This is a genomic window from Burkholderia sp. E168m22 (genome assembly GCF_001319805.1).
Classification (GTDB): domain Bacteria; phylum Pseudomonadota; class Gammaproteobacteria; order Burkholderiales; family Burkholderiaceae; genus Burkholderia; species Burkholderia orbicola.
Genome location: NZ_BBSK01000115.1, coordinates 17,012 through 34,909, shown reverse-complemented (window position 1 = coordinate 34,909; position 17,898 = coordinate 17,012). Strand labels below are relative to the sequence as shown.

Below are 17,898 nucleotides of genomic sequence, written 5' to 3'. Positions count from 1 at the left end.
CCTTCCCAAATTTTGCATAAATTTGTTCCTAGCCCCCTCCCCTGCCCCTCAACGCAACTCCCGCATGTTCGTATTTGAGCGCTCACAAGGCTCCACGCCTCCCGATCGATAGCCTCACCGCGTCTAGCCGCGCTTGTACGTAAGCGCGGCAAAGCACGCACGCTGGCGCAGCGTTGCGTGGGGAGTCCACATCTCACCGCGAATTGCGCCTGTTATCAAAGACAGGCGGCCAAGCTTGGCGTCGTGAACGGCATTGCGCGGCGTTGCACGGTTATCCGAAGAGCCTACCAGTAAGCCCCGGTTTGCGCGCTCGCGAGCAACCTCGCAATCAGATCTACGCCTTCAGGAGTGTGAAGGTAGTCTGCAGGACATCCTCCACCGAGAGCCGGAACCGGCGAATGAAGCCAGTTGAGAAGCCATGACCGTGCGTCAAAGCCATCCGGATTCCCAGATTCTTCGATCATCCTCCGAACCTGCGTGACAAGCATTTCAACGACGGCTGGCGAGATACTTTGTGGGCCTGAATCCGATGGCAGCGAATCCTCGCGGTTGCCTTTTCTAGTGGTGGGCATTTATGTGTCGCGCTCGATTCGGCGTTGGTCGCGCGCCGATATCTCATACGGGGCTTAGCAAGCAGTGACCCCGCCAAGACCCGTTCTCCAGACGCTTACCGTAGAACCCGTCTATAATTGACAGTGCAGCTCTTAACTGCACAAAGTGTAAATATAGAGTTCTGCCCATATCATCGTGAACAGATCTCTGTAGGCTGACTGACGGAAACGTTGATCCACGAATGGCTCAATGCATCAATATATACGCTTTCTGCCTCAGAACCGAAAACAGGGAGCGGAGCTTGGTGGCTGAGGATAATCCCGCACCATTCTCTGTCCCACCTATCTACCAGCTTCACCAATGACCAGACGGGGTGATGATCACTAGTCGGCTCAATCACGATCCGACTATCCAGCCCATCCGCTCCCGATTGAAGCCAGGTACGCCAACACGGCCTTTTCTCGGCCGTCGGCCACCAGACGTTGGGCAGTTTTGCCATCGAATTCTGGCAGCGAACTGTGCCGATACCACTCAAGCGCAATCCATAGATTTCCGGAAACGGCCATGGCTGCCCTGATAACGCGCAGATGCTGTGCCGACCGGGAAAGTAGCCAAGAAGCGGTTGCACGGTCGCGCTTACTAGACATTGATGTTTTTACCAGTTACTGATCCTGCGCACGAACGATGTCCGTACCTTGAGAGGTCAAGCGAAACGCATATGCCTTTCGACCTCCACTTGCTGGTGGCTCAGATGTCAACAGTCCAATCGACGTCAGAAAGTCGGTATCGCGCTTCAGGCATTTGAGCTGATCGCGGTTGCATCCGGGCGACCGGTACACGAGCGCAAGCAGTTCCAGATATTCGTCGCTTAGAGATCGCGACACCTCCCACGCCACAAGGCGATGGCGATGACAGTACCAAATCTCCGAAGCAACGCGATGCTCCATCTGTTGCATCTCACGCGGGTCGTAAAAGGTCAACATCCGACGCTGCTTGCAATCTGCATGGCTGCATTGCAGAAAAAGATGGCCAGCCCCTTGCTCCTGCTCGCTGTCCATCCAACGTCGAAAGACAGGCTCAGCAACATGGAAGCGTTCTGCGCCAATTTCAACGGGATTTCTGAACCACGCAGTCAGTTGACGAAGGGGCACCGTCAAGTATCGACCTCGGTACCAGACGTCGACCGATCCGTTCAATAACGTGGTCGCAACCATCTCGGCATGCCCGTGGGACACATTCTTCTTTCCAGCATCGAACAACGATAGCATTTCCGAGACTTCGGTGAGCCCACCAACTACATCGCTCACTACCGACTGCACATCCGACAGCGCTCCATCGCCATACATCACCGCTAACTACTCCATCATTCATTGACGACAAGATCGGGACAACACCCGCTCGGTCCTCACTTCGTCGCTTTCTACTTGTCTGGCATTAATGGGTCGTAAATGCCGTGGCCAATCGATGATGATACCTCGACCATACGCGCATGGAAAGGGTATCGGGCCGAAGCGACACAGAAGCGCACCTCAAGCAGATAGGTAGGTCGATCCGTGCACGCCGACTCGCACTCAACATTTCGCAGGAATCACTCGCCCACCTCGCGAACATCGACAGAAGCCACATGGGCAAAATCGAGAGGGGCGAACGAAATGTCACGTTGCTGAATCTTCTGAGAATCTCTCGAGCGCTTGCTTGGCAACCTTCAGAACTTCTCGCTTCGGCAGGTTTGTAACGAGGTAACTCGCACGCGATCGCAGCGGCTTTTGATCCGACTGGCGAGGAGTAAGCCAGTCCTCAAACTCCTTATGCAAAAGGAGACCCCGCCCCCAACGGCCACCCAGCGTCGCCGAATAGCTCGTCGAAACCATCACGACAGAGCCGAAGCATATCTTCCGGATCGATGTCGCGTTCAGGCTGCGCAATTTCGACCGCGGCGCGGATAATGTCGTTGACTTCCGTGAATAGCTCGTCGACACCGGATCTCACCGACTTCCGTTGTGCCTCCGTCATCGTGTCATACAGGCGCTTCCAGATTGGGATCAGATCATCCTCGATCGTGTTCACGAAGTGAAGCATCGCATCGTGGATGTAGAGCACGTCTTGAGCACGCTTTTCCGGAATCCGGTCGTCGCGAATCAACAACTTCTGGACCATGAAGCTCACTGGATTCGGGATCTGGAGATCCGGCACGTCTTCGCCGAGACCCGACTCGTTGGCCGGGATCGTGACCGCCCACGGCTCGTGTAGAAGCACTTCGAGGTGACGCAGCTTCTGGGCCACGACGCCGGCATTCGCCTCGGTCGCATCCTTTTCCAGCTGCTTCGTCACCTTGTTGCGCCGACAAGGACTGCCCGTCAACGGCGTGAGGAATTCCGCGTAGAAGCCTTTCGCCCCCGCGCCCATGACCTTCTTTGCAATCTCTGACCGCCTCTACGCAGTCGTTTTTATTTCGAACTCCTGGAGCAAAACGCCCGGTCAAACTGCCGCGCCCTTTGCGCCTCGTCACTATGCAAGTAGGTCGACGTTGTCGAAATTGACGCATGCCGCAGATTGTCGCGCACCATGATCAGTTCCGCGCCACGCGCCAACGCATGCGTGGCATGTGTATGGCGTATCCAATGCGGGCTCGCGCGGCGCAATTTCTCGGCGGTCGCCGGCTGTTCCCCCTCGATCGCACCGGCCACCAGCAGGAAAAAGCGGCGGATCACCCTCCAAAGACGGGTACTCTGAATGCCGGCAGCGTCTTCCTCAAGACTTGAAACGAGCGGAGTAGAAGGAATCCAACGAGATGGCGTCACCGGCAACCCGCGCTGCATGAGCCAAAAATCCAACGCGGTTCGCGCCAGTGTCGGTAACGCAACCTTACCGGGCCTCCCGCCCTTCCCGATCACATGCAGCCAGTGATCGCCATGTTCGTCGCGGCGGATATCGCCCAGCTTGGCGCCAACCAGTTCGCCGGCGCGCAGCCCCGTCGCGTAGCCGAAGTCCAGTAGAAAGCGTAAGCGCTGAGCAGCTGGCTCGCTCCAGCCGTATGACCATTCAAGCCCGTCGGCCAGTGTGCGGATCAACAACCACTCGCCCTCCGTAAAGCCCCGCGAGACGTCCAGTCCCGTATGCAACACGCCACCTCGCACCTTGACGCCAGCAAATGGGTTCGCCTGAACATAGCGCTGCTCAACCAGCCAACGAAACATTGCGGATAGCACCGTCAACGCATGCGCTGTCGACCGAGCTGATAGGGAACCGTTAAACGGCCGCCACTCGACGCTCTGTCGTGGCCGAGGCGGCCCCACCCAACGCTCCCGCGGTGTCGGCCGACGCAAGAAGCCGCGATACGCAATCGCGTCATCCGTCGTGAGCGACGACAATGCTCGACCGCGCTCGACGATCGCCCACAGGATCAGCCGCTCGGCTTCTTTCCTGTAGGCACGTTGCGTATCCGCTGATTCATGCAGCGACAACCAGGAGAGGACGGCCTCGTAGTCATTCGATGCGCTCAGCAAGCAGGCCTCCTGCGGTGCCCGAAACTTTCCACGCGTGCCGTTAACCTCATGCGGCACGTGCATTCGCTCCCACGGAACGATGTTTCCGGACGGTACCGCGGCGATCAACGTGCGGGCTCGTTCGGTCAAGGCCGGGTACGCAGCAAAAAACGCTTCAACGTGCCGCGCGCCGGCGGCCCCAAGACCGTCGATCGTCGACCACCAGCGGCTCCGACGCGGAATTCGGACGGTCAGGTCTGCAAGCGTTCTGATCCCGTGCGCCTGCAGGGACACCACGACACGTGGCGGCAGCCATTCGCCAATTTCATCCGAGATGTGCGGCTGGGGAACAGGTAGATGACGCAGTACATCGATGGCCTGGACGACAGCGTCTACCACGGCTTGAGAAGGACGATCGACGAACGCGATCGCGAGATCCTCGCGATGACGCGCTCGAGCAAACGCCACGAGTCGCCGGCGAATGCGCCCGAGGATGCTACGCGACGATGCGCCAGTTGCCCGCCGTTCGCTCAGGTAACGAGAGACAGCGGCTCGCGCCTCCAGACCGGCGTACCAGCTCCGTAGCGCGGCAAGCTCCGCCTCGTCCGGAAAGTCGAGCGTGGCTTCGTCGGCAGTGGCATGGAACTGACGCGTTTTCATGATCTCCAGTTTAGGCGATTTTTGATGATAGGCAGATAATAATCCTTATCTGCCTATCATCATCAAATTGCTGACAAAGTTATTTCAATTCGTAATGGTTAGGTACGTAATACGGCCGCAATCGGCAAGCGCTTGCGGTTCGTGATGCCCTGTCACCGCCGCTCCCAGGCATCCAGATAGTGATGCGACGGGATCGTCGCAAGCTGCTCGTCGTGGATGACGGTGGAGCAGCCCCCTGAAACACCGAACACAGTCCCCCACTTACAATAACGGGTGTCTGGAGATACAGGGGCAAGTCCAGACGGGAATGCGCTCAACGGTTGCCAGTTCGTGATCGAACAGCAGGCAACGCGGCGCTTCCGGCATCGTCCATCTGTCATCAACACCACACGTCAACGTCGACGGTACGCCTGCGCGTGATTGCGCCCACCTTGATGAGACATGTGCCGGCACTATAATTTTTGATGCAGGATTCGCGCTCGAACGGTCTCCCGAACTCATCGAGAAAAGGGACATATTGCTGCCGCCATCCCGTCCGGTCGTCGGATCGGTAAAGTGTGAGGATTGGCCTCTCCCGCCGATTCCCACTGCGCCCCTAATGGCTGGATTCTTCATCGTCGCCCGAGCGCGAGCGCAGGAGCCACGCATGCAGGACAACCCGCCCATCACCGAAAATCACCTGCTTGCCGCGCTGCCGGAAAACGAACGCGCTCACCTCGCCGCTCACCTGACGCTTGTCGACATGCCGTTGGGAAAAGTGCTGTACGAATCGGGCGGCCAGCTTCATCACGTCTATTTTCCGACCACGTCGATCGTGTCGCTGCTGTACGTGATGGAGGACGGCTCGTCTGCGGAAATCGCGATCGTCGGGCATGAGGGCATGATCGGTGTGTCGCTGTTCATGGGCGGCGAAACGACGCCGAGTCGCGCCGTCGTGCAAAGCGCTGGGCAGGCCTACCGGCTCGACGCGAGCGTCCTGAAAGAAGAATTCAGGCGTGGCAATGCGATGCAACGCCTGTTGTTGCGCTATACCCAGGCGCTCATCACGCAGATGGCGCAGACTGCGGTGTGCAACCGCCATCATTCCATCGATCAGCAGCTGTGCCGCTGGCTGCTGCTCAGCCTCGACCGCCTGCCTTCGAACCAGTTGCGCATGACGCAGGAACTGATCGCCAACATGCTGGGCGTGCGGCGGTCGGGCGTGACGGAGGCTGCTTTGAAGCTGCAGGACGCGGGCCTCATCCGCTACAACTACGGCCATATCCAAGTGCTGGACCGACCCGGGCTCGAAAAGCGCGTGTGCGAATGCTATGCGGTGGTCAAACGCGAATTCGATCGCCTGCTTCCCGATCTGAAGCGACTCTAGCCGCCACTGAGCCGCATCGTGCCGGCCTTTCCCGCAACTGCCCTCGATGTCCGAGAAGGCCCGGAAGCGGCCGATCGACACCTTGCCGCCAACCTCGCCTCATCCGGCGACCCAGTACGGCGCCCGGTTGTAGTACTGGTGAAGCGACAATCCCCACTGCGATTGCGTCATCACCGGCCAATGCTCGTCGTCGAAGCCAGGGGTACTTTTGACATGCGCGGCGGTCACGTCCAGGTGGAAACATTTGTCACCGACATCGTATTTCATCGCACTCCACGGAATGGCACAAAGCATCTCGCCCATGCCGCCGCTGGACGCTACCGCGTAGGCAATTTTGCCGTGGTGCAAATCGAGCACGATGTCGAACACGTTGCCGATATCCTCACCGTCCGACGCGATGATCTTGCTGCCCCTCAGGACATCGGCGGTCGTCACCATATGACCGGGTTCATCGCCAGCATCGCGTTCGACGAGCTTGCCCCCGTTGCCGTCATCCCCGGATCGGTCGGGGGTGTGGAGCATCCTCATGATGTCCTCCTTGGACAAGTTCCGGGAATATCCGTCTCGTACACGGCCTCGACATCGAAAGCGGCACTCGACGCACGAGGAAACGCTGCGCGCACCGGCATTGGAAGTCGGTACGGTTCCGTACCCGAGCACCTCGGGAATATTGGCTCGCCGACGCTCCGACCGATTCCGCCACGCTTATCGATATCGCCGAATACCGGCGACGACTCGATCCTTCGTAGTCTCGCAGGGCGCTGCCCCTGCGCTAGCGGTGCTTGATGTGCAACGACTTCCGGTGATGCTTTCGATGGGCCGGGCGGGAGATCATCCTCGTGACACCACCGATCGACGGCGGATCGCTGGCGGGGAACGTCCCCTCCACCGCCTCGTCGACATTGCGCTCGCTCTTGCCACCGTTCGTATGCTGCTCTCGATACCTGCTGCGCATAACCGCCTCCGTGGAGTTGATGGTCGGATCGGGCCGGATTCATCTGGCCCACCAGCGTGAAACGCCTCCGGTCACGATGCCAGCATAGGCCCGATTGGAATATTCCGCCCGGTGCGAGCGTGATCCGCCGGACATCGCGAAACGGCCACGTACACCGGAAAACCGTCCGGCATAGGACAGACTGAGCCCGCGCATCCCGCGTATAGCTGGGCTACCGGGCCGAAATTCGCCGCCGACCGGATGCGTCGCGGTACGTCGACTTCTTCCCAATTTTTCACCAGGATCCGCCACGACACTCGTTCTTCTCGCTCTCCCCCGACAGATTGCCGGCGAGTTCTCCGTGGCGGCGACAGTCGCCCTCGGCGCGGCCGTCTTCCCCTCACTCTCGAATGCCCGCGGCTCCGCACCGGATCAAGCACCGCCCCACATCATGCCCGTGGCGGCGCAAAGGTCGATCGACGGGCGCATCAACAGCCTGCACCAGCGGCTTGGCATCACGCCTGGCCAGGAATCGCTGTGGCAGCCGGTGGCGCAGGTGATGCGCGACAACGCGAACGCGATGGAATCGCTCAGGAAGGCACGTAGCGATCACGCGAACGACATGAGCGCGATGGGCGATCTTCATTCCTATGGCGAAGTCACCAACGTGCACGCAGATGGCGTCAAAAAGCTGACCACGGCGTTTCAGCCGCTTTACGACAAGATGTCCGATACGTAAAAGCAGAACGCGAATGCGATTTTCCGTGGCAACGGTCGCCACCTGATCAAGGAGCAATAGTTCCGGACCTTCTGCCGATACCGACTGTCGATGACAGCCGCTGACCGGCAGATTGCGGATCGTACACGGGAGAACATGATGGACGTTTCTGCCGGACACGCACGTCGAAACACGGTGGCGCCGAGATCAGGCACGCGGCTCGTCGGCATGATCGTTGCGTTCGGCTGCCTTGTCGTTGCACCGCAGTTGCATGCGGAGAGAATGAATCACGGCTGGGACAAGGGCAATCACGCGCGCATGACGCATCAGGGCGGTCGCTACTACGACCATCACCGGCATGGAGGCGACGGCTATTACGATGGCGAGGATGACGCTTATGCCGCGCCTCCGATGGTTTACGAGCCGGCACCGGCGCCCGGCGTCTCGCTGTTCATCCCGCTGCGGCTGCGTTGACGTACGAATCCAGTCCGGCGGACGGGTACACCTGGCGGCACGTGGATGTGGCGATCCTCACTGCTTCGTGATCCTGATGACGAAGCTGGCGAGGAGGTGTCGCGACATGCCGGGAGGGGCGGTTCGCGCCCGTGCGCGCATTGTACGGTTTCGTACCGCATCGGGCATTCGTCGCGTGTAGCGTCTCAATCATGCCGGCCGCCCGAGGGGACGCGCTTAGCAGGCATCGCTCCGCATCGGCGGGCGAACGGCTGGATACCACTGCACGGCAGGCAGGTCAGCCGGATCACCGAAGTGCCGGGCATCGCTCTGACGAGGACATCATGTTGCGAAGCATCCGAAGGTTGCACGGAGACACGGTTCGAGCGAAGGACGGCGATATCGGGCACATTAACCAGGCCTACTTCGACGACGACAACTGGTGTATTCGCTACCTCGTCGTCGAGACGGGCGACTGGCTGCACGACAGACGGGTTCTAATCTCGCCATATTCCGTAACACATCCCGAATTCCGCACGCTATATGTCAGTCTGTCGCAAGAGCAGGTGAGAGACAGCCCGAATCTGGACACGCACAAGCCGGTATCGCGCCAGCACGAGATCGAGTACCTGCGTTACTACAACTACCCGACTTACTGGGGCGGCCCGAACCTTTGGGGGATGGGTGCTTACCCGGCTTTCGATCCGGCCGGACCGTCGCAGGATCTCGATGCCGGCGACCCGCTGTTCTCGCACGGCGCGCCGGCCAGTGCGCCGGCGGATACGCATTTGCGCAGCACCGGCGAGGTCGACGGATATCGGCTCGAAGCCACGGACGGACATATCGGTCACGTGTCCGACTTCATTTACGACGATGAAGCCTGGGTGATCCGCTATCTCGCGATCGACACGTCGAGCTGGTGGTCGACCGGCAAGGAAGTCCTGATCGCGACGCACTGGCTTGACCAGGTGGAATGGCATACGGAAACGGTGTCGGCCACGCTCACGCGCGACGCGATCCGCCGCAGCCCTCCCTACGACGACTCGCAGCTCGTGCATCGAAGCTACGAAATCGAGTTGCACGAATTCTACGGCAAGCACGGCTACTGGCCCCGAGACCGCTAACGCGGACGACGGGCCGTCAACGCAACCACCATCCCGTTTGGGATGTTGCGTGACCGAACGCCAAGGAGCAGTTGCATGACCTCAACCGATTTCCCGTCAATCCAAGGGGCGGCACTCGATGCGCTGTGCATCAATACGCTGCGCTTCCTGTCGATCGATGCCGTGCAGAAAGCGGCGAGCGGCCATCCAGGCCTGCCGCTCGGCGCCGCGCCGATGGCCTATGCGCTATGGATGCGTCATCTCAAGCATCACCCGGCCAATCCGGCATGGTTCGATCGCGATCGCTTCATCCTGTCGGCCGGACATGGATCGATGCTGTTGTACAGCCTGCTCCACCTCACCGGCTACGACCTGCCGCTCGATCAGATCGGCCGCTTCCGGCAATCGGGCAGCCTCACGCCCGGCCATCCGGAGCGCGGCCTCACTCCGGGTGTCGAGACGACGACCGGCCCGCTCGGCCAGGGTTTCGCCAACGCCGTCGGCATGGCGATGGCGGAAACGCAGCTCGCCGCGTGCTACAACCGTCCCGGCTTCGAGATCGTGGATCACCGCACCTACGCACTCGTCAGCGACGGCGACCTGATGGAAGGCGTCGCGGCGGAAGCGGCATCGCTTGCCGGCCATCTCCAGCTCGGTAAGCTGATCTGCCTGTACGACGATAATCGCGTCACGCTGTCCGCCGGCACCGCGATCACCTTCACCGAAGATCGCGCACAACGGTTCGACGCCTACGGCTGGCATACCGAAACGGTCGAAGACGGCAACGACCTGGCCGCCATCGATGCGGCGCTGGTCAACGCACGCGCCGAGCAGCGACGTCCGTCGTTGATCCTCGTGCGCACGCATCTCGGCTATGGCTCGCCCAACCGGCAAGACACGTACCAGGCTCACGGATCGCCACTCGGCGATGCCGAGGTGCGCCTGACCAAGCACAACCTCGGCTGGCCGCCCGATCCCGCGTTTCATATTCCCCCACCGGCGCTCGCGCATTTTCGCCGGGCGCTGGCGGAGGGGCGAGTACGGGAAGAGCAGTGGAACGCGCGGTTCGAGGCCTATACGCGCGCGTTCCCCGAGCTGGCTCGGATGCTGCTGAACACTGTGCACGGCAAGCTGCCCGACGGTTGGGACCGCGATATCCCGGTCTTTCCGGCCGATCCGAAAGGCATGGCGACGCGGGTCGCATCCGGCAAGGTGTTGAACGCCCTCGCCTCCCGCGTCCCGTCGCTGGTCGGCGGCTCCGCCGACCTAAACCCCTCCACCTTCACCGCGCTAATCGGGCTCGGCGATTTCGAGGCCGCCGGCGTGAACGCGCTCGACCGACAAGGGTCCGACGGCGGCGGCTGGAGCCGTAGCGGCCGCAATCTGCATTTCGGCGTGCGCGAGCATGCGATGGGCGCGATCCTGAACGGCTTGGCGGCCCACGGCGGCATCCGGCCATTCGGCGCGACCTTTCTGATCTTTTCCGACTACATGCGTCCGCCGATCCGGCTCGCCGCATTGATGCGTCTGCAGGTGATCTACGTGTTCACGCACGACAGTCTCGCCGTCGGCGAGGACGGTGCGACACATCAGCCGATGGAGCAGCTTGCCGGACTGCGTGCGGTCCCGGGCCTGCTGGTGATTCGACCGGCCGATGCCAATGAAACCGCCGTCGCGTGGCGTGTGGCGCTCGAAGCGCGGGAGCGACCGACTGCGCTGGTACTGACCCGCCAGGACGTGCCGACCATCGATCGCCTCCGGTTCGCGCCGGCCGAGGGCTTGCGGCGTGGCGGCTACGTCTTGGCCGATGCCCCCGATGGCCACCCCACGCTGATCCTGATCGCGACGGGCTCGGAAGTCACGCTCGCGCTGGCGGCACAAGTCGAATTGCTCGCGCGCGGCGTAGCGGTTCGGGTGGTGTCGCTGCCCTGTTGGAGATTATTCGACGCTCAGCCCCAGCCATATCAGGACGCCGTGCTGCCGAAGTCGGTCGGCGCGCGGCTGGCGATCGAAGCGGGTGTGTCACAAGGCTGGCACCGCTATGTCGGCGATCGTGGCGACGTACTCGGCATCGCGGGTTTCGGCGCGTCGGCGCCGGGCGCCGAGCTGATGCGAGATTTCGGCTTCACGGTCGAGAACGTCTGCGACCACGCACTGAAACTGCTCGCCTGATCCGTGGACGGCCCGTACGCGTATCAACCGTTCGGGCCGCAGCTGGCATGGCACATACCGGCTTCGAGTACCGCGTCGACCATCGACTGGGCATCGGGCACGATGCGCCACGTGATCCGCTCCGCTCTCCTGTATGAGGCACTGGCGCATTCTCGTTCGCGCACGGGCCGTGACTGCCGGCATGCGCGTGGCGGACGGCGGGCGCCGGGACCTTCCACAACCAACCGAACGCGCGAAGCGCCGCCCATTCCGCCACCCGCCATGCTCAAGCGGTGGCGGGCTTGCCGGCTCGGCGCTCGAGCATGAGAATAAGGGCGATGATGCTGACGAAATGCATGCGTTCAGATGGCGTCGGACTGCCGTGTTCGAGAATCGATTCCAGCCTAATTCGCCAGAGTGCCCATGGCGCAGGCTCACCGGGGGCGACGCGTGCAATGAGTCGTTCGAGTGAACGGAGGTCTTCCTCGATTGCTGTGTGGGCCATGGCAATGCTCCGGTTGTCGTGAGGAACGGCGGACAGTCTATGCCGAAGCACTGCGCCGCTCTGCCCGCTACCGTACATCGCATGCGCGCGGGGCACTTCCCGGCAGCGACGGCCGCAATGCAGGCGCCCGGCGCGATACTGTGCGACGGGCGCGGGGGGCATCGGCGCCCCGTCCGGCGCGAGCCGTCCCGTGCGTGCCGCGCACCACCCTCCACGACGCCGCATGGCGACCTGCGGCCGACACGCGGCGAGCACAACGTGATCCATGCGAGGTATGCAAAGTGACCGAAACGATCGGATGCCTCATCTTCGGAGCCCTGCTGATTTTCATGGGACTCATCGGATCGTCGCTTAAGCGCCTGCCGCTGAGTGCGGCCATGGTGTATCTCGGGATCGGCTTTCTGGTCGGACCGGCCGGCACCGGCTTCCTGTCGCTGAAATTGCCGGACGACGTCACGAACTTGCGCATTGCTGCCGAAATCGGCTTGCTGATCTCGCTGTTCGCGATCGGCCTGAGGCTGCGTGTCCCGCCCGCCGATCCCCGCTGGATGCTGCCGCTGCGGCTCGGCGTCGTCGCAATGATCTTCACCGTGGCGTCGATCGCCGCGCTCGGCGTGCTGGTGCTGAATTTGAATCTCGGTGTCGCGGTACTTCTCGGCGCGATGATCGCGCCGACCGACCCCGTGCTCGCTCATGACGTCGGCGTGCGCGACGCGGGTGACGTCGAGCTGGTACGTTTTTCGTTGTCCGCCGAAGGTGGGATCAACGACGGCACGGCCTACCCGTGCGCGGTACTCGGCATGCTTTTGTGCGGTTCCGGCACGACGTCGGCGCTTCACTGGAGCATGGTCGGCGGCATTGCATGGGGTATCGCGTCCGGTGCGGGCGCAGGCTGGCTGCTCGGCTTCGTCACGGCCCGGCTCGTCGCATTCCTGCGCAGCCGTCACAGCCAGGCGCTCGGCCTCGAAGGGTTCTTCGCGCTCGGCCTGATCATGCTGTCGTACGGTGTGGCGCTCGCCATTCATGGCTACGGGTTCCTGGCCGTGTTCGCGGCGGGCGTCGCGATGCGGCGCGTCGAACATCGAACGAGCGGCCAGAAGACGTCGAAGGAGACGGTCGGCGTCGTGAACAGCGAGGATGTCGAAGCCACCGCCACCGATCCCGACAAAGCCCATGCCTTCGTCGCGGAATCGGTCATGGGATTCACAATCGAGCTTGAACACATCGTCGAAGCCGTCCTGATCCTGCTGATCGGCGCGCTCGTCTCACGGTATTGGGCTGACATGCTCACCTGGGCGGGCGCGGCCGTGGTCGCGACACTGCTGTTCGTCATCCGGCCGGCCGCCACCCAGCTTGCGCTGATCGGCTCCCGGGCGTCGCACCACCAGCGCCGGCTGATCAGCTGGTTCGGCATTCGCGGCGTGGGTTCCCTGTATTACCTGATGCTGGCCATCGAGCAAGAGCCGCGCGCGCAACTGTTGCCGATGGTTCCGTGGGTACTGGCCATCATCGCCGTGTCGATCGTGCTGCACGGTATTTCAGCTGCGCCGCTGATGCGTCGTTATGCGTGAGACCCAGGACGGGCGTAGTGACGCGATGCGTGGGCTGGTCGAACGGTTTGGCGCGATGCCACACCCGACACTCAAGGTGCCGGGCGACAGTCCTTCCATGAACTTGCAGCGTCGATGATGTCCCGCGTCACAGCCTGCCCAGCCGCATCAGTATGAGTAACACGACCAATACCAAGCCCAGCAATCCGCTTGGACCATAACCCCAGCCGTTGCTGTAGCGCCAGGTCGGGATCATCCCGACCATCAGCAGCACGGCAACGATCAGTAGAAGTAGTCCCAGTGACATGCCGTCTCTCTTCAATCAATCCGGCCAGTCATGCCGCGATGCGTCCGCATCGTTGGCCTCGCCGAATGCAATCGAACCGATGTTTCCGTCGAAACGCTCCCGAGCGATTCCACGTCGACGCGCGCACGCGCCGTTCGTCGCCGGTCGCGTCGAAATTCGCGGGGTCGCCTCTCGAATGCCGGAGTTACCCGGACGGAAGTCGTCCTGCTTCTTCATGCAGGGCTCGTGCGCGATGCACCCGGTTCGGGACGTGCATCGACTCTTTCGATATCAAGGTAGGCGGACGCGGGCGTGGAGTATGTCCGGCGACGTACCGGACGCACGGCACCGCGCGACGGATCGACCTGTCGACACCGACGAGCCGACGATCGTGGGTACCAGCTGCGAAGTTCGTCACCTGCTTTTTCGGGTGACGGGACCCGGTTCAGTGGAGATGCCCTCCGAACAAACCGAGCAACCCGATGACGATCAGGTAGATCGCAACGATGTAATTCAACAGCCGCGGCACGACGAGAATCAGAATGCCGGCGATCAGCGAAACCAGTGGGCCTGCGCTCGTGAGGATGTGCATATGCCCTCCGCAAGATTGAAAACGACAGATGGATACGAATCCGCGCTGCCTCCGATGCTCGTTACAGCGACTTGACCCAGGCGACACGCGGGCTCTTGGCGGTCGCGCAAGAGCGCGCAAGGAGCGAGCCGACGCCGGCGGCGGTGATGTGGCATTCGTCGATCTGGCGGCCGCTCGCGTCGGATGTGCCGGTCGTCGTGCATCCCTGCACCACGACGCAGATAGCAAGACGCGATCCCTGCGTACCTCATGTAAGTGTTTTTCGCTGCATGATTCGCCTCAGGCAGTTCGTGGATATCCCCGACGCTACACACTGGCGAACGTGAATGCGGTACGAAAGCGTACCAAGCATGTAAAAACAGACAACCACCCTTCGCAGCGATCGACCCGGGAGCCGCCCGCATACACCTGCTCGCGTGGCGGTGCCGGTTCACGTACGGCATCGTACCGACTTCCGTCACGAACGCGCTCAACCTGTATTCCGGCATCCTGATTGTCGCGCGCCGAAGCACCAGTACGACGCTTCGATGGTTCAGGATTTCGTACCGGTGAAACATGCGATCCATGTCAAGGAGCAAGATGATGAACAGGGATCAGATGAGAGGCCGCATCGCGGAAGCGAAGGGCAAACTGAAGGAAATGGTCGGCAGAATCATGGGAAATCGATCGACCAGGATGCAGGGCAAGGTCGAACAGGTCATCGGAAAGACGCAAGCGTCATTCGGTGACGCGAAGGAGCAACTCAGGAAGCGGCCGTAGGATGCTCACGCGAACGGTTCGGTTCTATCGCACCGCGCGATCGGGCAACGTGACGCGAATTCACCGGATGTTGACGGCGCGTGCAGGCAACATCCGGCGCTACCCGCTTCCCGACCGACCTTCAAGATATCGCAATGCGTCGAGGGTGGTCGCTGTGCACGTCGGCAAGCGGCTTGTGCTGCGCGTCTCCCACGCCGGGAAAGAACGTGTCCCACGCGTCCCGGACACCTTTCGCCGCGGTCGCATCTGCGGTCGCATCCACTGCAAGCGTCTCCTGGTCGCTCGACTTGGCCGGATCGGAACACAAGCCTCGCCAGCGCGTAAAGGTGAGCATCGGCTTTTCCGTCCATTCGCCGTCGCCGAACTTCGCAAACGCCGTGTCTCCGCTCACCAGTCGAACCTCATACCATCCGTCGCGCACAGGCGCATATTGGTCCAGCGTAAACCATCGTGTAGATTGGATTTTCATCGTTGCCTCATGGGTCCATGGATCGTTGTACAGGAAAAACCCGGTCGACGCGTGCGCGCTAATCGGCGCACCGATTCAGCCACAGCCGGCCTGCGGCGGTCATGTTGATCGAACCGCCGGTGCGCGACTCGTATGCAAGCCCGTGAGTCAACAGTTCATCGGCTATAACGCGTGGAATATCGGCTTGTGAATCGGGAATCCGATCAAGCGATTTGAGGGTCTCGACAACCTCGGGTGAAAGTGGGATGCACATGGCGGCCTCCTCGGTATTGACTTTATGTTGAACCGAGCGACACGCGCGGGTCTGTACGGTATCGACTATTTGGACGCAGGTTTTGCGGCACCTCGCTGACGCCAGATGATCAACCTGAATCGACAATATGATTCGGTATCCGATATTTTTATTGCGCAACCGGTTCTGAACGCGCACACTACAGAGACCTGCCGGTTCGTTGTCAAGGCATCGGCGCCCTCGAATCCTTCGGCGCCAACGGTCGCTCTGTCAGGAGCACATCATGACCATTCCCACTCTCGAATATCGCGGCCGTGAACTCCGCGTCTATTCACAAATGCTTTTCCCGCCGTTCGGCGATCCCCACGCCCCCGGTCCGAAACGTTTCGGTTCAATCGTACGCATCGACACGATTCCGTCGACCTCGGCAACGGCGCCGCGTTACTCGACCATTTTCGAGCATGGCGCTCCGCAAACGGCGGCGCTCGCCCTCGATCTGGCGATGCAATTCGGCAAGGACATCGTCGACGGCAGAATCGCCCCTACGGCGATCTGATCCATCCGCCGCATCGGACTCGATGCGGCGTCTCGCGAGGCGAGCACATCTCACTCAGGAGCGATCCATGAAATATTACTCAAGCACCTCGATCGACCGGCGCGATGACGCGACCCGGAAAAAACAGCGGGACGATCTCGCGCGTGCCGATGTCGAACGCGCCGAAAAGCGCATCCGTCAGGATGCCGGCATCAACTCCAATGCGAGCAAGTGGCGTTATTTGCGCCCCGACAATCGGGCGAGATGAGCGACGGATGCGCCACGCGCCGTGGCACACCGGTCCCGCACCGCAGGTCGCGGGCGGGCCGGGATCACGCATACCGGCGCAGGTGTATCGAGAATTCGGCGATCGCGTCGATGCCGGTCTGCTCCGCGCAGCGGCACCAATCCTGTAACTGAGCCAGCAATTGCTCGTGCGACGCGTGTGGCCACGTCCATAGCTCGAGCAACGCGTCGTAAATATCCACATACACGCGTATTCGCCGGTTGGCATTGGGGCTCGTCAGCACGCGCAGGTCGGGCTTGTTCCGATGGCCCCAGGCCTGGCGCAGCCAGTGTTTCATGCCGAGCGCGAACGCGCGCTTGTCGTCTCGACTCATGTCCTCGACGCGGCGCAGTTCCCGCCGGCAGGCGGACTCGAGCGTGCGCGCAAAGGCGGCCATCACCGCATGCCGGTTGCGGATGACCGCTTGCAGCGTCGCGTCGTCGGCGACTGCCTTGACCGGGAGCAGGCGCGGCTGCGTTGCGACTCGCCGAACGGTCGCCAGCCGCAATGCCGCCAGCAGGCGGATGTACGCCCAGCCGATATCGAACTCGAACCAGCGATTCGACAGCCTGGCGGACGTCACGTACGCGTGATGATTGTTGTGCAGCTCTTCGCCGCCGATCAGGATGCCCAGCGGGAAAAGGTTGGTACTCGCATCGGGTGTCGCGAAATTCCGATAGCCGCTGAAATGGCCTAAGCCATTGATCACGCCACCGGCCCAGAACGGAATCCATATCATCTGGATCGCCCACGCCGCCACGCCGGGCAACCCGAACAGCCCGACGTCGATCACGACCAGCAGCCCGACGCCGAGATTCGGATAGCGGGCATAGACTTGGCGTTCGAGCCAGTCGTCCGGCGTCCCCGATCCGTATCTGCGCGCCGTTTCCTCGTTCCGCACTTCCGCACGGTACAGTTCCGCGCCGCGCAGCAGCACGGTCGCGAGGCCGCGGGTTCGCGGGCTATGCGGATCGTCCGGGGTCTCGCTCCGCGCGTGATGCTTGCGATGCACCGCGACCCATTGCGAGGTCAGCATGCCGGTCGTCAACCACAGCCAGAACCGGAAGAAGTGACTGATGCACGGATGCAGATCCAGCGCCCGGTGCGCCTGGCAGCGGTGCAGGTACACGGTCACGCTGATGATGGTGACATGCGTGAGCACGAACACGACCCACGCAAGCTGCAACCAGGACAGCCTCAGTTCGCCGTTCAGAAGAAATGCCGACATTCCGTTCGCACTCCGCGCCACACTGGTATCCGCG

22 protein-coding genes and 1 pseudogene are annotated in these 17,898 nt (G+C 61.7%); 10 read left to right on the top strand and 13 right to left on the bottom strand.

Annotated features, from left to right (window positions below; translation table 11 throughout):
- Positions 1-284 precede the first annotated feature (284 nt).
- Both AP428_RS37560 and AP428_RS36120 read right to left on the bottom strand, forming a co-directional pair.
- Positions 285-464, bottom strand: a complete 180-nt coding sequence (locus tag AP428_RS37560; RefSeq protein ID WP_226292229.1) for an MbcA/ParS/Xre antitoxin family protein — start codon at positions 462-464, stop codon at positions 285-287.
- Between the two features lie 750 nt (positions 465-1,214).
- Positions 1,215-1,898 (bottom strand): hypothetical protein, encoded by a 684-nt coding sequence (locus tag AP428_RS36120; protein WP_231691711.1) that lies wholly within the window; start codon positions 1,896-1,898, stop codon positions 1,215-1,217.
- A gap of 143 nt (positions 1,899-2,041) precedes the next feature.
- Here AP428_RS36120 and AP428_RS36115 point away from each other — a divergent pair, with 143 nt between their 5' ends.
- Positions 2,042-2,287, top strand: a complete 246-nt coding sequence (locus AP428_RS36115) for a helix-turn-helix domain-containing protein (RefSeq protein ID WP_011548870.1) — start codon at positions 2,042-2,044, stop codon at positions 2,285-2,287.
- A gap of 71 nt (positions 2,288-2,358) precedes the next feature.
- Here the strand turns inward: AP428_RS36115 and AP428_RS27745 are convergent.
- Positions 2,359-2,958, bottom strand: a pseudogene (locus AP428_RS27745) (GSU2403 family nucleotidyltransferase fold protein); the annotation flags it as partial.
- Positions 2,959-2,999: 41 nt separating this feature from the next.
- Positions 3,000-4,697, bottom strand: a complete 1,698-nt coding sequence (locus AP428_RS27740) for a site-specific integrase (RefSeq protein ID WP_011694891.1) — start codon at positions 4,695-4,697, stop codon at positions 3,000-3,002.
- A gap of 646 nt (positions 4,698-5,343) precedes the next feature.
- Here AP428_RS27740 and AP428_RS27735 point away from each other — a divergent pair.
- Positions 5,344-6,063 carry a Crp/Fnr family transcriptional regulator gene (locus AP428_RS27735; protein ID WP_011548867.1) on the top strand — a complete coding sequence of 240 codons (720 nt, stop codon included), beginning with the start codon at positions 5,344-5,346 and terminating at the stop codon, positions 6,061-6,063.
- Positions 6,064-6,162: 99 nt separating this feature from the next.
- On the opposite strand, the gene AP428_RS27730 is transcribed toward AP428_RS27735, so the two are convergent.
- Positions 6,163-6,591 carry a PRC-barrel domain-containing protein gene (locus AP428_RS27730; protein ID WP_011548866.1) on the bottom strand — a complete coding sequence of 143 codons (429 nt, stop codon included), beginning with the start codon at positions 6,589-6,591 and terminating at the stop codon, positions 6,163-6,165.
- Between the two features lie 244 nt (positions 6,592-6,835).
- Entirely contained in the window at positions 6,836-7,018 is a 183-nt protein-coding gene (locus AP428_RS37765) for a hypothetical protein (RefSeq protein ID WP_011548865.1), read from the bottom strand.
- A gap of 340 nt (positions 7,019-7,358) precedes the next feature.
- Between AP428_RS37765 and AP428_RS27720 the strand changes: the two genes are divergently transcribed.
- From AP428_RS27720 to tkt, 4 genes are all read left to right on the top strand, one after another.
- Positions 7,359-7,736 (top strand): Spy/CpxP family protein refolding chaperone, encoded by a 378-nt coding sequence (locus AP428_RS27720; protein WP_011548864.1) that lies wholly within the window; start codon positions 7,359-7,361, stop codon positions 7,734-7,736.
- Positions 7,737-7,826: 90 nt separating this feature from the next.
- Positions 7,827-8,189 (top strand): hypothetical protein, encoded by a 363-nt coding sequence (locus AP428_RS27715; protein ID WP_226153368.1) that lies wholly within the window; start codon positions 7,827-7,829, stop codon positions 8,187-8,189.
- Between the two features lie 323 nt (positions 8,190-8,512).
- Positions 8,513-9,292 (top strand): PRC-barrel domain-containing protein, encoded by a 780-nt coding sequence (locus tag AP428_RS27710; RefSeq protein ID WP_011694893.1) that lies wholly within the window; start codon positions 8,513-8,515, stop codon positions 9,290-9,292.
- Between the two features lie 75 nt (positions 9,293-9,367).
- Positions 9,368-11,443: a transketolase gene (gene tkt, locus AP428_RS27705; RefSeq protein WP_011548861.1), complete on the top strand. Its 2,076-nt coding sequence runs from the start codon at positions 9,368-9,370 to the stop codon at positions 11,441-11,443.
- A gap of 265 nt (positions 11,444-11,708) precedes the next feature.
- Here the strand turns inward: tkt and AP428_RS36105 are convergent, their stop codons facing one another.
- On the bottom strand, positions 11,709-11,927 hold the full coding sequence (locus AP428_RS36105; RefSeq protein ID WP_079999368.1) for a hypothetical protein: 219 nt from the start codon (positions 11,925-11,927) through the stop codon (positions 11,709-11,711).
- Between the two features lie 281 nt (positions 11,928-12,208).
- Between AP428_RS36105 and AP428_RS27700 the strand changes: the two genes are divergently transcribed.
- Entirely contained in the window at positions 12,209-13,498 is a 1,290-nt protein-coding gene (locus tag AP428_RS27700) for a sodium:proton antiporter (RefSeq protein ID WP_041489453.1), read from the top strand.
- A gap of 127 nt (positions 13,499-13,625) precedes the next feature.
- Here AP428_RS27700 and AP428_RS36100 read toward each other — a convergent pair whose 3' ends face one another.
- The 3 genes from AP428_RS36100 to AP428_RS36095 form a co-directional block, all read right to left on the bottom strand.
- Entirely contained in the window at positions 13,626-13,784 is a 159-nt protein-coding gene (locus tag AP428_RS36100) for a DUF3309 family protein (protein ID WP_006413600.1), read from the bottom strand.
- 15 nt (positions 13,785-13,799) lie between these two features.
- Positions 13,800-14,000 (bottom strand): hypothetical protein, encoded by a 201-nt coding sequence (locus tag AP428_RS36935; protein WP_006413579.1) that lies wholly within the window; start codon positions 13,998-14,000, stop codon positions 13,800-13,802.
- 208 nt (positions 14,001-14,208) lie between these two features.
- Positions 14,209-14,355 (bottom strand): DUF3096 domain-containing protein, encoded by a 147-nt coding sequence (locus AP428_RS36095; protein ID WP_006413561.1) that lies wholly within the window; start codon positions 14,353-14,355, stop codon positions 14,209-14,211.
- Positions 14,356-14,937: 582 nt separating this feature from the next.
- Between AP428_RS36095 and AP428_RS27695 the strand changes: the two genes are divergently transcribed.
- Positions 14,938-15,114, top strand: a complete 177-nt coding sequence (locus tag AP428_RS27695) for a CsbD family protein (protein ID WP_027792671.1) — start codon at positions 14,938-14,940, stop codon at positions 15,112-15,114.
- A gap of 121 nt (positions 15,115-15,235) precedes the next feature.
- Here the strand turns inward: AP428_RS27695 and AP428_RS27690 are convergent, their stop codons facing one another.
- Positions 15,236-15,583 (bottom strand): hypothetical protein, encoded by a 348-nt coding sequence (locus tag AP428_RS27690; protein ID WP_011548858.1) that lies wholly within the window; start codon positions 15,581-15,583, stop codon positions 15,236-15,238.
- A 58-nt stretch (positions 15,584-15,641) separates the two neighbouring features.
- On the bottom strand, positions 15,642-15,836 hold the full coding sequence (locus AP428_RS36090) for a hypothetical protein (RefSeq protein ID WP_034196223.1): 195 nt from the start codon (positions 15,834-15,836) through the stop codon (positions 15,642-15,644).
- A 262-nt stretch (positions 15,837-16,098) separates the two neighbouring features.
- Here AP428_RS36090 and AP428_RS27685 point away from each other — a divergent pair, with 262 nt between their 5' ends.
- Positions 16,099-16,371, top strand: a complete 273-nt coding sequence (locus tag AP428_RS27685; protein ID WP_006413577.1) for a hypothetical protein — start codon at positions 16,099-16,101, stop codon at positions 16,369-16,371.
- Positions 16,372-16,438: 67 nt separating this feature from the next.
- Positions 16,439-16,618: a hypothetical protein gene (locus AP428_RS36085; protein WP_006413543.1), complete on the top strand. Its 180-nt coding sequence runs from the start codon at positions 16,439-16,441 to the stop codon at positions 16,616-16,618.
- A 64-nt stretch (positions 16,619-16,682) separates the two neighbouring features.
- Here AP428_RS36085 and AP428_RS27680 read toward each other — a convergent pair whose 3' ends face one another.
- Positions 16,683-17,864 (bottom strand): acyl-CoA desaturase, encoded by a 1,182-nt coding sequence (locus AP428_RS27680; RefSeq protein ID WP_054928424.1) that lies wholly within the window; start codon positions 17,862-17,864, stop codon positions 16,683-16,685.
- Positions 17,865-17,898 lie beyond the last annotated feature (34 nt).

Coding starts and splice junctions, on each gene's coding strand:
- AP428_RS37560 (WP_226292229.1), bottom strand. CDS start 464: ATGATCGAAGAATCTGGGAATCCGGATGGCTTTGACGCACGGTCATGG.
- AP428_RS27710 (WP_011694893.1), top strand. CDS start 8,513: ATGTTGCGAAGCATCCGAAGGTTGCACGGAGACACGGTTCGAGCGAAG.
- AP428_RS36090 (WP_034196223.1), bottom strand. CDS start 15,836: ATGTGCATCCCACTTTCACCCGAGGTTGTCGAGACCCTCAAATCGCTT.
- AP428_RS27685 (WP_006413577.1), top strand. CDS start 16,099: ATGACCATTCCCACTCTCGAATATCGCGGCCGTGAACTCCGCGTCTAT.
- AP428_RS27735 (WP_011548867.1), top strand. CDS start 5,344: ATGCAGGACAACCCGCCCATCACCGAAAATCACCTGCTTGCCGCGCTG.
- AP428_RS36935 (WP_006413579.1), bottom strand. CDS start 14,000: ATGAAGAAGCAGGACGACTTCCGTCCGGGTAACTCCGGCATTCGAGAG.
- AP428_RS27715 (WP_226153368.1), top strand. CDS start 7,827: ATGACAGCCGCTGACCGGCAGATTGCGGATCGTACACGGGAGAACATG.
- AP428_RS37765 (WP_011548865.1), bottom strand. CDS start 7,018: ATGCGCAGCAGGTATCGAGAGCAGCATACGAACGGTGGCAAGAGCGAG.
- tkt (WP_011548861.1), top strand. CDS start 9,368: ATGACCTCAACCGATTTCCCGTCAATCCAAGGGGCGGCACTCGATGCG.
- AP428_RS27695 (WP_027792671.1), top strand. CDS start 14,938: ATGAACAGGGATCAGATGAGAGGCCGCATCGCGGAAGCGAAGGGCAAA.
- AP428_RS36095 (WP_006413561.1), bottom strand. CDS start 14,355: ATGCACATCCTCACGAGCGCAGGCCCACTGGTTTCGCTGATCGCCGGC.
- AP428_RS27690 (WP_011548858.1), bottom strand. CDS start 15,583: ATGAAAATCCAATCTACACGATGGTTTACGCTGGACCAATATGCGCCT.
- AP428_RS27740 (WP_011694891.1), bottom strand. CDS start 4,697: ATGAAAACGCGTCAGTTCCATGCCACTGCCGACGAAGCCACGCTCGAC.
- AP428_RS36120 (WP_231691711.1), bottom strand. CDS start 1,898: ATGTATGGCGATGGAGCGCTGTCGGATGTGCAGTCGGTAGTGAGCGAT.
- AP428_RS36105 (WP_079999368.1), bottom strand. CDS start 11,927: ATGGCCCACACAGCAATCGAGGAAGACCTCCGTTCACTCGAACGACTC.
- AP428_RS27680 (WP_054928424.1), bottom strand. CDS start 17,864: ATGTCGGCATTTCTTCTGAACGGCGAACTGAGGCTGTCCTGGTTGCAG.
- AP428_RS27730 (WP_011548866.1), bottom strand. CDS start 6,591: ATGAGGATGCTCCACACCCCCGACCGATCCGGGGATGACGGCAACGGG.
- AP428_RS36085 (WP_006413543.1), top strand. CDS start 16,439: ATGAAATATTACTCAAGCACCTCGATCGACCGGCGCGATGACGCGACC.
- AP428_RS36115 (WP_011548870.1), top strand. CDS start 2,042: ATGGAAAGGGTATCGGGCCGAAGCGACACAGAAGCGCACCTCAAGCAG.
- AP428_RS36100 (WP_006413600.1), bottom strand. CDS start 13,784: ATGTCACTGGGACTACTTCTACTGATCGTTGCCGTGCTGCTGATGGTC.